The organism is Ruegeria sp. YTSA075 (assembly GCF_059610245.1).
Map to the genome: position 1 here is coordinate 212,700 of NZ_JBXWNG010000001.1, position 12,852 is coordinate 225,551.

13 protein-coding genes are annotated in these 12,852 nt (G+C 59.8%); 9 read left to right on the top strand and 4 right to left on the bottom strand.

The window, feature by feature from the left end:
• Positions 1-50 precede the first annotated feature (50 nt).
• The gene (locus tag AC2FGE_RS01145; RefSeq protein ID WP_496817357.1) at positions 51-1,139 is read right to left on the bottom strand and encodes a site-specific integrase; all 1,089 of its coding nucleotides are present in this window, start codon (positions 1,137-1,139) and stop codon (positions 51-53) included.
• A 113-nt stretch (positions 1,140-1,252) separates the two neighbouring features.
• On the opposite strand from AC2FGE_RS01145, the gene dusA reads away from it, so the two are divergent.
• From dusA to AC2FGE_RS01170, 5 genes are all read left to right on the top strand, one after another.
• Positions 1,253-2,242, top strand: coding sequence for a tRNA dihydrouridine(20/20a) synthase DusA (gene dusA / locus AC2FGE_RS01150; RefSeq protein WP_496817358.1), 990 nt, complete (start codon positions 1,253-1,255; stop codon positions 2,240-2,242).
• Positions 2,243-2,280: 38 nt separating this feature from the next.
• A complete protein-coding gene (locus AC2FGE_RS01155; RefSeq protein WP_496817359.1) occupies positions 2,281-3,105 on the top strand; it encodes a sulfite exporter TauE/SafE family protein in 825 nt (274 codons plus the stop codon).
• Entirely contained in the window at positions 3,099-3,884 is a 786-nt protein-coding gene (locus AC2FGE_RS01160) for a hypothetical protein (protein ID WP_496817360.1), read from the top strand. The genes AC2FGE_RS01155 and AC2FGE_RS01160 overlap by 7 nt, the downstream gene beginning before the upstream one ends.
• Before the next feature lie 34 nt (positions 3,885-3,918).
• Positions 3,919-4,647 carry a SpoIIAA family protein gene (locus AC2FGE_RS01165; RefSeq protein WP_496817361.1) on the top strand — a complete coding sequence of 243 codons (729 nt, stop codon included), beginning with the start codon at positions 3,919-3,921 and terminating at the stop codon, positions 4,645-4,647.
• A gap of 302 nt (positions 4,648-4,949) precedes the next feature.
• A complete protein-coding gene (locus tag AC2FGE_RS01170) occupies positions 4,950-5,171 on the top strand; it encodes a hypothetical protein (protein ID WP_496817362.1) in 222 nt (73 codons plus the stop codon).
• A gap of 4 nt (positions 5,172-5,175) precedes the next feature.
• Here the strand turns inward: AC2FGE_RS01170 and AC2FGE_RS01175 are convergent, their stop codons facing one another.
• The 3 genes from AC2FGE_RS01175 to ccmI are packed head-to-tail and all read right to left on the bottom strand — an operon-like array spanning position 5,176 to position 7,117.
• Positions 5,176-5,409, bottom strand: a complete 234-nt coding sequence (locus AC2FGE_RS01175) for a DUF1289 domain-containing protein (RefSeq protein WP_496817363.1) — start codon at positions 5,407-5,409, stop codon at positions 5,176-5,178.
• Between the two features lie 17 nt (positions 5,410-5,426).
• Positions 5,427-5,891: a Holliday junction resolvase RuvX gene (ruvX, locus tag AC2FGE_RS01180; RefSeq protein ID WP_496817364.1), complete on the bottom strand. Its 465-nt coding sequence runs from the start codon at positions 5,889-5,891 to the stop codon at positions 5,427-5,429.
• On the bottom strand, positions 5,888-7,117 hold the full coding sequence (gene ccmI, locus AC2FGE_RS01185) for a c-type cytochrome biogenesis protein CcmI (RefSeq protein WP_496817365.1): 1,230 nt from the start codon (positions 7,115-7,117) through the stop codon (positions 5,888-5,890). The genes ruvX and ccmI overlap by 4 nt, the downstream gene beginning before the upstream one ends.
• 176 nt (positions 7,118-7,293) lie before the next feature.
• Here ccmI and AC2FGE_RS01190 point away from each other — a divergent pair, with 176 nt between their 5' ends.
• The 4 genes from AC2FGE_RS01190 to AC2FGE_RS01205 all read left to right on the top strand — a co-directional run bounded on the left by AC2FGE_RS01190 (position 7,294) and on the right by AC2FGE_RS01205 (position 12,723).
• Positions 7,294-8,538, top strand: a complete 1,245-nt coding sequence (locus tag AC2FGE_RS01190) for a sarcosine oxidase subunit beta family protein (protein ID WP_496817366.1) — start codon at positions 7,294-7,296, stop codon at positions 8,536-8,538.
• Positions 8,539-8,752: 214 nt separating this feature from the next.
• Positions 8,753-9,082: a sarcosine oxidase subunit delta gene (locus AC2FGE_RS01195; protein ID WP_496817367.1), complete on the top strand. Its 330-nt coding sequence runs from the start codon at positions 8,753-8,755 to the stop codon at positions 9,080-9,082.
• A gap of 67 nt (positions 9,083-9,149) precedes the next feature.
• Positions 9,150-12,164, top strand: a complete 3,015-nt coding sequence (locus AC2FGE_RS01200) for a sarcosine oxidase subunit alpha family protein (protein ID WP_496817368.1) — start codon at positions 9,150-9,152, stop codon at positions 12,162-12,164.
• On the top strand, positions 12,157-12,723 hold the full coding sequence (locus AC2FGE_RS01205; RefSeq protein ID WP_496817369.1) for a sarcosine oxidase subunit gamma: 567 nt from the start codon (positions 12,157-12,159) through the stop codon (positions 12,721-12,723). The genes AC2FGE_RS01200 and AC2FGE_RS01205 overlap by 8 nt, the downstream gene beginning before the upstream one ends.
• Positions 12,724-12,852 lie beyond the last annotated feature (129 nt).

Below are 12,852 nucleotides of genomic sequence, written 5' to 3' on the forward strand. Positions count from 1 at the left end.
CGACCTCCAAACCCGTCACGGGCCGGGACGGCACCCCTCTACCTCTCGGATCACTCGGCTGCGCGGGTCTCGAGCGGGGAAGGGGCGCGCGACGCGGCGAGCCGGTGCAGCGTTTCCGGGCGGATATGCGTGTAGCGGCGCAGCATTTTCCAATCCTTGTGGCCGGTGACCAGTGAGACCTGTTCGATCGCGAATCCGGCCTCGAACAGGCGGCTTGTGCCTTCGTGGCGTAGATCGTGGAAATGCAGGTCCTTCACGCTGACCTCGGTGCAGGCGCGCCGGAAGGCTGTACCGACCGATTTCGAGTTATAGGGAAAGATCCGTCCGTTGGTGTGACCCAGATGCTTGGCCTGTTCAGTGACCAGCGCCCAGGCATCGAAGCCGGTGGCAGCGAAAAGGGGGATCCGCTGGTCGTTGCCGGTCTTGTTGCGTGGGTCTTTTCGGTCGCGGATCATGAGCATTCGGCGGTCGACGTCGAGATCGGTCCATTCGACGCGGCAGATCTCGTCGAGCCGCATGGCTGTGGCCACCGCGAACTTCACGATCCGTGTCATCGGCAGGGTCAGGCGATCGTTGTCATCGAAGCAGCGAAAGAGGCGGTTCAATTCGTCCGTGGTGGGGCGACGATCCCGCTCTGTGCCTTTGCCGATCAGACCGAGACGCTTGAGCGCGACGCGCGCCAGATCGACGGGTTCCGGAGAGATATCGAGCCCGTGCACGGCCGCCGCATGGGTGATGATCATCTTGATCACGCCGATATCGATCCCGAGGGTCACCGGTCCCGCGCCTTGCTCGGCGCGCATCTTGCCGTAGTCGATCAACTTCTGCCGGTCGAGGTGCCCGACCTTCTCCTTGCCCAGATCGCGCTTGAGCGTCGTTAGCGTGGCGGCCTTGCTGCGACGCGGCGGTTTCCCTACCTCGCACATATCGGTTATATGAAGGTCGATGAGGTCGCCAAAGGTCTGGAGGCGGGAAACGGACGACTTGTTCGGCGCCAGCCCCTGATCGACCCGGGTCTCCGCCTGGCGGGCCCAACGATGGGCGTCGTCGCGGCGGAGGAACGTCTCGCTCGCGTAGCGGCCCTTTCGTCTGATCTGGACCCGGTAGGCACCGGAGGGGAGCTTGGTGATGGAGGCCATTTTCGTGTGCGCTGTGTGTGCAATGAGTCGTCGTAGAGGGGCAAATTCGGGGATATTGGGGCGTATTACAGCGTAGCAGCATCCGCCGCCAACAGTTTGAAGATACACAAAAAATGCAAATAAATCAACACGCTAGATTATCCTGTGCCCCTATGATGGACTGGACGGATCGTCACTGCCGGTACCTGCATCGGCTGCTCAGTCGCGAGACCTTGTTGTACACAGAAATGGTGACTGCACCCGCTCTGGTAAGGGGTGGGGCATTGCATTTACTCGACTATACTCCCGAAGAACATCCCGTGGCGCTGCAGCTTGGCGGCTCCGATCCTGAGGAGCTGGCACAGGCGGCGCGGCTTGGAGCAGATGCGGGGTATGATGAGATCAATCTGAATTGCGGCTGCCCCTCGGATCGGGTGCAATCCGGAACCTTTGGTGCGGTCTTGATGAAAGAACCGGGTCGCGTGGCCGAATGCGTTTCAGCGATGCGGACATCGGTGGATGTTGATGTGACGGTCAAGTGCCGGATCGGAGTCGATGATCAGCAGCCGCAAGAGGTTCTGCCGGATTTTCTGACCCAAATCCGCGCGGCAGGATGTATGCGGGTGACGATCCACGCCCGAAAGGCCTGGCTGCAAGGTCTCAGCCCAAAGGAAAACCGGGATATCCCTCCGCTTGATTATGATCTGGTGCATCAGGTGAAGGCCGACTTTCCGGATATGCATATTTCGATCAATGGTGGGATCACCTCGCTGGATCAGGCAGAGGCGCATCTTGAGGCAGGGTTGGATGGCGTGATGATCGGGCGTGCGGCCTATCATCAGCCAACCGATATTCTGGCTCAGGCGGATATGAGGATTTACCGGACCGGCGCGACTGTGGATCCAATTGCCGTTGTTCAGGACATGGTGCCATATGTCGAACGCCACCTTGCCAATGGGGGGCGTTTGCACCAGATCACCCGGCATATGCTTGGCCTGTTTGCTGGCCGCCCGGGGGCCCGGGCGTGGCGGCGGTCCTTGTCCGAAGGGGCGGTGCATGAGGGGGCCGGGCCCGAGGTGATGCTGAGGGCTTTGGACCACGTCGCGCTGTTGGCCGAGGTTTAAAAAGATAACACCGGCGCTGCCGGTTCTTGGGGGGAAGTATGCCCGATACGATGTTGCTGGCGCAGATGCTGGGCCTTTTGCTTGTGATCGGAGCATTTGCGGGCGTTCTGGCCGGGCTTTTGGGGGTAGGGGGCGGCATCGTGTTGGTGCCGGCGTTCTTCTATGCCTTCCAGACACTGGGATATGGCGGGCCGCAGTTGATGCAGCTGTGCCTGGCCACGTCGTTGGCGACGATCATCGTCACCTCTATCCGTTCGGTCCTGGCCCATAACAAAAAGGGTGCTGTGGATTGGGATATCCTGCACGGCTGGGGGCCGGGCATCGCCGTGGGGGCGGTTTTCGGTGTTCTGGTCGCGTCAGCCCTGCGGACCGAGGCGCTGCAGGCGTTGTTTGGGGTGTTGGGCATGGTGATCGGCGCCTATCTGGGGTTGGGAAAATCCGATTGGCGGTTGGGCGATGCGATGCCCAAGGGGATCAAGCGCGCGGCTCTTTCGCCCTCGGTTGGGTTTCTGTCCGTCCTGATGGGGATCGGAGGGGGCAGTTTTGGTGTCCCGCTCATGAGCCTCTACAACACGCCCATCCACAGGGCCGTTGCGACGGCGGCCGGTTTTGGCGTGATCATTGCGGTCCCATCCGTTCTGGGGTTTCTGTTCCTGGGTATCGCGCCCGAACATCGCCCGCCCTTGACCATCGGCGCGGTGAACCTTGTCGCCTTTGGCATCGTTGTGGCGATGACCATGATCACCGCGCCCTGGGGGGTGAAGCTGGCTCACGCGATGGACCCGAAGCCGCTTAAGCGTGTCTTTGCGGTTTTCCTGACGCTGGTGGCGCTGAACATGTTGCGCAAGGCGCTGGGATGGTAGGTGATTTCTGGTCGCGCGGATGGGTGAAGTTCCCTTATGACCCGGTGTTGGCTGACTGGGTCGAACATGCCCTGCCTGCCGCGCAGCAGTCGGTGCGCGACCCCGCCCTTGCAGATTGGCTGGATTGCGAAGGAACTTGGTTTGTTGGCGTTGATGCGCTGCCGAATGATACCGAGGGTCGCGTTGGAAGCTCAGCGCCGCTTGCGGGCAATGCCGTCTCTTTTTTGCAGGATCACTTTGGGCGGCTGCCATTACACCGGGGACAGGTATCGGTCATCCACCCCGGATACCCACGCCCCCGACGGGGTGAAAGCGAGGCTGCCGCGCGGTATCGGCGCAATCGGGATGCCGCCCATGTGGATGGATTGCGCCCCATGGGGCCGGATCGCCGACGCCGGATTGACGAACCTCATGCTTGGATATTGGGCATCCCGCTAACCGAGGCCAGCGATGAGGCCGCGCCATTGGTTGTTTGGGACGAAAGCCACAGGGCGATGGGCGCGGCCTTTCGGGATGCGCTGGCGGACCACGCGGGCGATGTTTTGCACACCGTCGACATCACCGATATCTATCAGGCTACGCGCCGCACGGTGTTTGAAACCTGCCCCCGGATCACTCTGCCTGCCAAACCGGGTGAGGCTTATCTGCTGCACCGCCACTGTCTGCATGGGGTTGCCCCATGGGGTGATGGGGCCTTGGCCGGGCCAGATGGACGGATGATCGCCTATTTCCGCCCCGAATACGCAGGGGGAGTGGCCGAATGGATCGAATCTCCATAACCTCGTGTCATATTTTGGGTGGAGGTTTCGAACCATGATTACGGTTCATACGAATTCAGACGGCGCGTTGATCGAAGTCGAATTGTCAGGTGAAGTTACCAGCGCTGATTATTCCGAAACACTGGTTCCTGCCATAGAAGCTGCCTTGGCCGAGCATGAAGCGGTCAGGTTGCTGGTCATCGTTCAGCCTGAGTTCAAAGGCTATGACCTGGGCGCCGCGTGGTCCGATACCAAGCTGGGGCTCAGCCATTGGCGCGGGTTTGACCGGATCGCCGTTGTTGCCGATCAGGGTTGGGTGCAAACCAGCATCCGGCTGGCCGCCCCAATCCTACCCTGTCCGACGCAGGTGTTCGAGATGGCGGAACTGGAACCTGCACGGCGGTGGATGCGTGAATCTCTGGGGTCGATCCATGTCACCGATCTGGGCGGGCCTTGTGTTCAGATCTGCCTGTTGGGCAACCTGGACCCGGATGAATACAGCAAAGCCGAACAGGCATTGGATGCGGTTCTGCAAGGGCGCGACAGCTTTCGCCTACTGATTGACCTGCGCGAGTTTGACGGCTGGCAGGGACTTTCGGCCCTGGCCGCGCATTTCCGTCTGGCTCGAAATCACATCCGTATGTTGGATCGCGCGGCCATCGTTGGCGATGCAGCGTGGCAGCATATCGCACAACGCGTGGCCAGTCATATCCTGGGGGTTCGCACGCAGTTTTTCCCCTCTACTGAGGTGGAAAACGCCAAATCCTGGCTCGCTGCTGGCTGAGATATGCACAAATTCGATTCGAATGCAGGCATTGGTGTGCTCTTATTGGCGCGCTTGGTGTCGATAGGCGTCATTTGTGACGTAAGGGAATTTGTGGGTATTTGTTTGAAATTTCGACTTTGGGCTCAAAAGCGATCAAAATTCGAGAGTTTTCCCCGTAAAATTGAGGATCGAACTGGCTACCTCGGCGCTGTCGCCGCGGGTTACCACTCACGCCGGAAACGTTCTTGAGCACGACCCCTCTCAGCTCGAACGCTGCCCGCGGCGACATTAATTATTTAATTCACTAAAGGATGCTCGAAATGACGTTCAGGACTGTCTTAAACAATTTCTTTCTCTCACGCGGCGTTGTTCTGTCGCTGCCCGGTGATCTGGCTGAGGATCATGAGGTCACGGCGCCAGATCAACCCAAAACCAGCCAATCCGAGATCGCGGGTCTATTTGCCGAGGAACTGCGTGGCCGCCATCAAATTCACGATGTAGCAAGTACGAAACTGCCAGAGCATCACGACACGGCGAACTGACGGGCTACAACCCGTTCAGACGCGCAGCCCGACCGCCGCGACGTTTCGCAAGACGCGGCTTTCGGTTGGGCAGGTCTTCCATGATTTCCGCGCGCTCTGTGCTGTCCATTTTTGACCAGCGAGAAATCTCGTCAATGGTGCGGTAACAGCCGGTGCAAATCCGCTCAGTAGGGTGGACGACGCAGATTTGGATACAGGGGCTTTCCACCTCGTTTCGTTTCCAAACCATGTTTGTCATTTGCGGTCTCCGACCCGTTACAAAAAGCGCAACCTGTCGAGCGCTCCCTGAAGGATATAACCCGCTGCGACATGATCAATAACCTGTCCGCGACGTTTTCGTGTCGTATCCGCCTCTAACAGTGCCTTTTCTGCCGCAACAGTGCTGAGGCGTTCGTCCCAGAACCCGATGGGGCATTCGGTCAGACGCGACAGGTTGCGGGCAAAGGCGCGGGTCGATTGGCACCTGGGCCCTTCGGTTCCGTCCATGTTTTTAGGCAGGCCCAGAATGATGCCACCGATCTCACGGTCAGCAATCAACTCTAGCAATCGGGCGGAATCGAGTGTGAACTTCTTGCGGCGCACGGTTTCAAGCGGGCTTGCCACGCCGCGCATGCGGTCTGACACGGCGACACCGATTGTTTTTTCGCCAAGGTCCAGACCCATCAGCGCCGTCATCGGCGACAGTGAGGCAGCAAAACCCTCGAACTCATCATGGATCATTGCGCAATTCCCGCCTGTAGCGCTGCGGCCTCGATCAGTTGCAGGGCGGCGGAGTTGCCGGCAAACAGGCGCACGGCTTCGTCGCGGATATCAATGGCGCGCTGGGCTTGCCCCAAAACGCCTAGGGCCGCGATCAGGCGCGCCCATTCCTCGGGGGTGCCGCCTTCGGTCGCCAGACGATCTGCCAGTTGGCTCACCATGCCCTGGATCATCTCTTGTCGCTCCTCAGATGTCAGTTCCTCTGCGGCTGCGACGTCTTCCTGGCCTGGACCAGGTTGTCCGGCTGCCGGGCCAATTTCCGGGGCATTAAACACACCGGCGCGCCAGGCAAGATCATCCAGTTGAGACCGGATCGCCCCGGCCCAGGGGGCACCAGCGGGGGCATCGCGCAAGGTTTCAAGCCAGAGGCGGTAAGCGATGTCTGGTCGACCGACCTGCGCCAGCATTTGACCCCAATAGTACCGTGCAGGGCCATGGTGCGGATCTCGGTCCAAAGCTTGGGTCAAGGCCTGCTCGGCCTCGGGCGAGACATAGCCATTGGCCGCCAGGATCATCATCTCGGCAAGATCCGCATGAGCGTCGGCTGTTGCCGCGTCGCCCGACAATGCTATCACACGCTCTTGCGCTGTGTACCCAGCGCGAAAATTGCCTGCGTTGGTTTCATGTTGCGCCAGAAGCATTTGCCCTTGCAGATCATCCGGGCGCGCTGCAACAGTTTCGCGCAACTGACCGAGAAGACGGGTATAACTTTCATCCAGTTGCCTGGGCGGCGGCGCGGGGGTCAGTTCTTCTGCCACCGCTTGCGAGGGCCGGTTTTCACGGACATCTTTCGCCAGTTCGATCCGAGCTTGAAGCGGCATATCCGGCAGACCCACGGCGCCCAGACGCTGGTACATTAATGCCGCACCGCCGACCAGTACCAGTGTCAGTCCACCGATCACCGCCGCAGAAACCACCCGTGACGGTCCTGTCTGAGAGGCCTTGCTGTTCATCTGCGCATCTGCCGCCAGAATACGGCGCGAGATTTCTGTGCGTACCCGCTCGGCATCCGCCTCGCCGATCACGCCGCGCGCCAAGTCACGGTCAACGCCGGCCAGCTGCTCTCGATAGACCCGCAGGTCATAGGCGGCGGCGGGCTCGGCATCGCGGCGACCGCGCAGCAAGCTGTAGCTTAGGAAGGCTGCGATCAGCAGCGCGATGGACAGTATCAGAACCCAGAACGTCATGGCCCCTCCGCAGTGGTTGCTCTGACTTAGACCCGCTGGTCGCTTGACAAAAGGGACAAATGGCCGCGAATGGACGACATGTCGCAATAGTGCGATATTGTGGCGTTGTATGGCAGAGATATTTTGCGGCTTCACGGCATATCTGCGCCCAATCACCGAACCGGATGGATTCGCTTATGAAACACTATTCAGCCTTTGCTGTTGCGCGCGAAGCGTTGCGCTATCACACAGGATGGGAACGCGCGTGGCGGTCTCCTGAACCCAAGAAACGTTATGACGTGATCATTGTCGGTGCGGGCGGGCATGGTCTGGCGACGGCCTACTATCTTGGCAAGAACTATGGCATCCAGAACGTGGCGATCATCGAAAAGGGCTGGCTGGGCGGTGGCAATACCGGTCGGAACACGACCATCATCCGGTCGAACTATCTGCAGGACCCATCGGCCGCTTTGTATGAAAAGGCCCGCAGGCTCTATGAGGATCTGAGCCAGGACCTGAACTACAACGTCATGTTCAGCCCGCGTGGCGTGATGATGTTGGCCCAGACCCAGCACGAAATTCGCGGCTACCAGCGCACGGCGCATGCGAACGCCCTGCAAGGGGTGAAAACCGAATGGATCGGGCCTGAGCGGGTCAAGCAGCTGGTGCCGATCATCAATATCGACGGCCCGCGCTATCCGGTTTTGGGCGCGCTCTGGCAGGAACGCGGCGGTACCGCGCGCCACGATGCGGTGGCCTGGGGCTATGCGCGTGCGTGTTCGGCCATGGGCATGGACATCATCCAGAAATGCGAGGTCACCGGGGTTCGGTCAGAAAACGGCCGCGTCGTTGGTGTCGACACCACCAAGGGTGCGATCGACTGCGACAAACTGGGTATCGTGGTTGCTGGCCATTCCGGGCAACTGGCCGATATGGCGGGCTTCCGTCTACCGTTGGAGGCCGTGGCGCTACAGGCGCTGGTGTCCGAGCCGATCAAACCCTGCATGGATGTGGTCGTGATGGCCAACACTGTGCATGGCTATATGAGCCAGTCCGACAAGGGTGAGATGGTGATCGGCGGCGGCACTGACGGGTTCAACAACTACACCCAACGCGGCAGCTTCCACCACATTGAGGAAACGGTGCGCGCGCTGATCGAAACCTTCCCGATGATCTCGCGCTTGAAAATGCTGCGTCAGTGGGGCGGTATCGTGGACATGACCGGCGACCGCTCGCCCATCCTGTCGACCACGCCGCTGGGCAACTGCTTTATCAACTGCGGCTGGGGCACTGGTGGTTTTAAGGCCATTCCGGGTTCAGGCTGGGGTATGGCACAGCTCATGGCCACCGGCCATTCACCGCTGACCGAAGCCTTCACGATGGAGCGTTTCAAAGAGGGCCGCTTTATCGACGAAAGCGTCGCCGCCGGGGTGGCGCACTGATGTCAGTCTTCAAAACCTGCTTCGTGGGCGCTACCCGAGCATTTTGGTGCTGTGGATATCGGTTTGATAGCTTTCTTTTCCTCAGATCGGAAAACAAGGAAGGCGATCATTCCAAAAAAGATGAATGTGCCCAATACGGTCAAAACGATTGTCAAAATACCCATGTATTGAAGTTGGGTGCGTGGGTTGGAAATTGCAAGTTAGGAGTGGCAAGATGCTGACACTCAAATGCCCGTTCACTGGCGCGATGCTGGATGAGACCGAACTCCATTGTGGCGGTGAAGCGCATCGTAAGCGTTTCGGCCCGGGTTCCTCGGATGAGGATTTTGAAAGCTACATGTTCACCCGCGAAAACGCGCGCGGTGTGCATTTCGAACTTTGGCTGCATGCCTATGGCATTGGCAAATGGTTCATTGCGGCCCGCGATACGGAAACGCTTGAGGTCTACGGAACCTATCCGGCCCAGACCACTGAGCCACCGCAAGAAATCAAAGACGCCATCTCAGCCAAACGTCCCGGCTGGTCGTGGAGAGAGTTCTCCTGATGCTTCACCTGTTCAAAAATACTCCCGCCGGAGGCTCCGACGTCTCCACCCGCGAAAGGTCCGCACCATGAGCACCCGTCTCGCAAAACAAGGCCGGCTGATTGACCGGTCGAAAAAGGTTACCTTTTCTTTTAACGGCACCTCGATGCAGGGTTTTGAGGGCGATACGCTGGCCTCCGCCCTGCTGGCCAATGACCAGATGATGGTGGGCCGGTCGTTCAAATATCACCGCCCGCGCGGCATGGTCGCCAGCGGTGCGGAGGAACCGAACGCGCTGGTCGGGTTGGGGCAGGGCAACCGTTTCGAACCGAACCAGCGTGCCACCACGACCGAGCTGTTCAATGGGCTGACCGCGATCTCGCAGAACCACTGGCCGAACCTGGAATTTGATATCGGTGCGGTGAACACCGCTCTGGCGCGGTTCCTGCCTGCCGGGTTCTATTATAAGACGTTCATCCACCCGAAACCGTTCTGGAAACACGTTTACGAACCGTTCATTCGCCAATCCGCCGGTCTGGGCAAAGCGCCTGACAAGGACAGCCGCGATGCGGATACGTACGAGCATTTCTACGCCTTCACCGATGTGCTGGTGATCGGCGGTGGCGTGGCAGGCCTGCAAGCGGCCAAGGTGGCGGCTGCGTCTGGTGCCAAGGTCATGCTGATCGAGCAGACCATGCATTGGGGTGGTCGTGCTCCGGTTGATGGCGGTTCGATCAATGGTGAGCCTGTGGATAAGTTCGTGGAACAATTGGTTTCCGAGCTTGAAACGATGGACAATGTTACCATGCGCACCCGCTGCATGGGCGCGGGGGTTTACGACCATGGTTATGTGCTGGGTTATGAACGTCTGACTGACCACAAACCTGGCACCCAGGGCCCGCGTCATCGCCTGTGGCGCATCCGTGCCAAGCAGGTCGTGACTGCTACGGGTGCGATTGAACGCCCCTTGTCTTTTGCGGGCAACGACGTTCCGGGTGTGATGCTGGCCTCGGCCATGCGTGATTACGTTGTGAACTGGGGCGTGACCCCTGGCCAGCGCGTGATCGTGGCCACCAACAATGACGACGCCTACCGTACCGCGATTATCCTGAAACAGGCGGGTGTCGACGTGTTGCGCGTGGTCGATGCCCGCGCCGCGGCGGGTCCGCTGGCCGAAGAAGCGCGCCAGTTGGGCATCCGTGTCGATCCGGGTAAAGCCATCGCCAAAGTCAAAGGCGGCAAGCGCGTCAAGAAGGTTGCCATCTGCAATCAGGAAGGCATTGGCGGCGCGCGTGAAGAGGTCGAGGCCGATGCGGTGGCGATGTCCGGTGGCTGGTCCCCGGTTGTGCACATGTGGTCGCATTGCGGTGGTAAGCTGATTTGGGATGATGCAAATGCCCATTTCCGTCCCGATCCCTCCCGGCCCCCGCTGGGTGCGGACGGCGAAGGTTTTGTTCTGGCGGCAGGCAGCTCGAACGGGCCGCTTGCGCTGGGTGACGTTCTGACTGACGCGGATGCGGCAGGCAAGGCTGCGGCGAAAGCGGCCGGGCACAAACCCAAACGCACCAAGGCCCCTGAGGGTGAAACCACCGCTGAGGCACCGATGGAACCCGTCTGGCTGATGCCTGCCAATGCGGAAATCCAACTGCGCGCCAAATCCTGGCTGGACTTCCAGAACGACGTGAAGGTCTCGGACGTTCAACTGGCCGCGCGAGAAGGGTACGAAAGCGTTGAACATACCAAGCGGTACACCACGCTGGGCATGGCGACCGATCAGGGTAAGCTGAGCAATATCAATGGCCTGGCGATCCTTGCTGATGCGCTGGACTCCGAGATTTCGAAGGTCGGCACCACCACTTTCCGTCCACCCTATACACCGATCTCGCTGGCCTCGATCGGGGGCGAAGCGCGCGGCGAAATCTTCCAGCCGATCCGCCAAACCCCGATGCACAACTGGCATGACAAGAACGGCGCCGATTGGGAGCCGGTCGGCCACTGGCGCCGCACCTATGCCTACGTCCGTCCCGGTGAATCCGTGCATGACGCGGTGAACCGTGAGGTGAAGAACACGCGCGAAAACCTCGGCCTGCTGGATGCATCGACATTGGGCAAGCTGATCATCAAGGGCGCCGATGCGGGCAAGTTCCTGGACATGATGTACACCAACATGATGTCCACGCTGAAGATCGGTAAATGTCGCTATGGCTTGATGTGTTCCGAGAACGGCTTCCTGATCGACGATGGCGTTGTGGCCCGGATCGATGAGGATACTTGGCTGTGCCACACCACCACCGGAGGAGCCGAGCGTATCCATGGTCACATGGAAGAATGGCTGCAGACCGAGTGGTGGGACTGGAAAGTCTATGTCGCCAACGTGACTGAGCAATATGCGCAGGTCGCCGTGGTCGGCCCCAACGCCCGTAAGGTGCTTGAGAAACTGGGTGGCTTGGACGTCAGCAAAGAGGCCCTGCCGTTCATGGAATGGCGCGATGGCAAGATCGGTGACTTCGATTGCCGCGCTTATCGCATCTCATTCTCGGGTGAGCTGTCCTATGAAATCGCTGTCCCTGCCAGCCAGGGTCAGGCCTTCTGGGATGCGCTGATAGAGGCTGGCAAGGAATTCGGCGTGATGCCTTATGGCACCGAATGTCTACACATCCTGAGGGCCGAGAAGGGCTTTATCATGATCGGGGATGAGACCGACGGCACCGTGATCCCTCAGGATCTTGGGCTGAATTGGGCTCTGTCCAAGAAGAAAGAAGACTATCTGGGCAAACGCGCTCATTCGCGCAGCCACATGGCCGACCCGGACCGCTGGAAACTGGTCGGGCTGGAGACTGTGGATGGTTCCGTCATCCCAGATGGCGCCTATGCGGTGGGCGAGGGCGTTAATGCCAACGGTCAGCGCAACATGATCGGGCGCGTGACCTCGACCTATTACTCGGCCAATCTTGGCAAGGGCATCGCCATGGGCCTGATCAAGCATGGGCCCGACCGGATGGGCGAGATTGTCGAGTTCCCGGGAACGGACGGCAAAACCTACAAAGCCAAGATCGTGGACCCGATCTTCTATGACAAAGACGGGGAGAAGCAGAATGTCTGAACCCATCAGCGCACTGAACCACGTAAGCTATCAGGGCATCGCCAAGGTCGAAGAATGCGGTCTGCAGGGCATGATCACCCTGCGTGGCAACCAATCCGACAAGGTGCTGGCCAAGGCGATCAAAGACGCCACCGGTCAGAAAGTGCCCGGCCAGCATGAGGCATTGGTCAGCGGTGATACCGGCGTCTGCTGGATGTCCCCGGACGAATTGCTGGTGCTGGTCCCATATGCTGAGGTCGAGGCCAAACTGGCCGCCATGACCAACGCTTTGGGCGGAACGCATGCCTTGGCTGTCAACGTCTCGGATGCCCGCGCGGTGTTTCGCGTATCCGGTGCAACCGCGCGCGAGGTGATGGGCAAGGTCGCTCCGGTCGATTTCTCGGGCGACGCCTTCCAACCCGGCCAAATCCGCCGCTCGCGTCTGGCACAGGTGGCAGGAGCATTCTGGATGGATGACACCGAAAGCTTCCGCGTGGTCTGCTTCCGCTCGGCCGCTGACTACGTGTTCAAACTGCTCAAGGTTGCAGCACAGCCCGGCAGTGAGGTCGGCGTTTATTGACCAACCCGCAGATCTGAAGTTTTGATCCATGGCCGCCTTGTCCCGGACAGGTGGCCATGGTTTTTTGTTCTTATGCAAAGCGAATTGAGTGTGAGGTGCGCAACAGATTTTGTCGCGACTGCCTCCACG

What these genes read in the sequence shown, in the direction of transcription:
- AC2FGE_RS01170 (WP_496817362.1), top strand. Translation starts at nt 4,950, where the DNA reads ATGACGTTCAGGACTGTCTTAAACAATTTCTTTCTCTCACGCGGCGTT.
- AC2FGE_RS01205 (WP_496817369.1), top strand. Translation starts at nt 12,157, where the DNA reads ATGTCTGAACCCATCAGCGCACTGAACCACGTAAGCTATCAGGGCATC.
- AC2FGE_RS01155 (WP_496817359.1), top strand. Translation starts at nt 2,281, where the DNA reads ATGCCCGATACGATGTTGCTGGCGCAGATGCTGGGCCTTTTGCTTGTG.
- AC2FGE_RS01160 (WP_496817360.1), top strand. Translation starts at nt 3,099, where the DNA reads ATGGTAGGTGATTTCTGGTCGCGCGGATGGGTGAAGTTCCCTTATGAC.
- AC2FGE_RS01195 (WP_496817367.1), top strand. Translation starts at nt 8,753, where the DNA reads ATGCTGACACTCAAATGCCCGTTCACTGGCGCGATGCTGGATGAGACC.
- AC2FGE_RS01190 (WP_496817366.1), top strand. Translation starts at nt 7,294, where the DNA reads ATGAAACACTATTCAGCCTTTGCTGTTGCGCGCGAAGCGTTGCGCTAT.
- dusA (WP_496817358.1), top strand. Translation starts at nt 1,253, where the DNA reads ATGCAAATAAATCAACACGCTAGATTATCCTGTGCCCCTATGATGGAC.
- ccmI (WP_496817365.1), bottom strand. Translation starts at nt 7,117, where the DNA reads ATGACGTTCTGGGTTCTGATACTGTCCATCGCGCTGCTGATCGCAGCC.
- ruvX (WP_496817364.1), bottom strand. Translation starts at nt 5,891, where the DNA reads ATGATCCATGATGAGTTCGAGGGTTTTGCTGCCTCACTGTCGCCGATG.
- AC2FGE_RS01200 (WP_496817368.1), top strand. Translation starts at nt 9,150, where the DNA reads ATGAGCACCCGTCTCGCAAAACAAGGCCGGCTGATTGACCGGTCGAAA.
- AC2FGE_RS01145 (WP_496817357.1), bottom strand. Translation starts at nt 1,139, where the DNA reads ATGGCCTCCATCACCAAGCTCCCCTCCGGTGCCTACCGGGTCCAGATC.
- AC2FGE_RS01165 (WP_496817361.1), top strand. Translation starts at nt 3,919, where the DNA reads ATGATTACGGTTCATACGAATTCAGACGGCGCGTTGATCGAAGTCGAA.
- AC2FGE_RS01175 (WP_496817363.1), bottom strand. Translation starts at nt 5,409, where the DNA reads ATGACAAACATGGTTTGGAAACGAAACGAGGTGGAAAGCCCCTGTATC.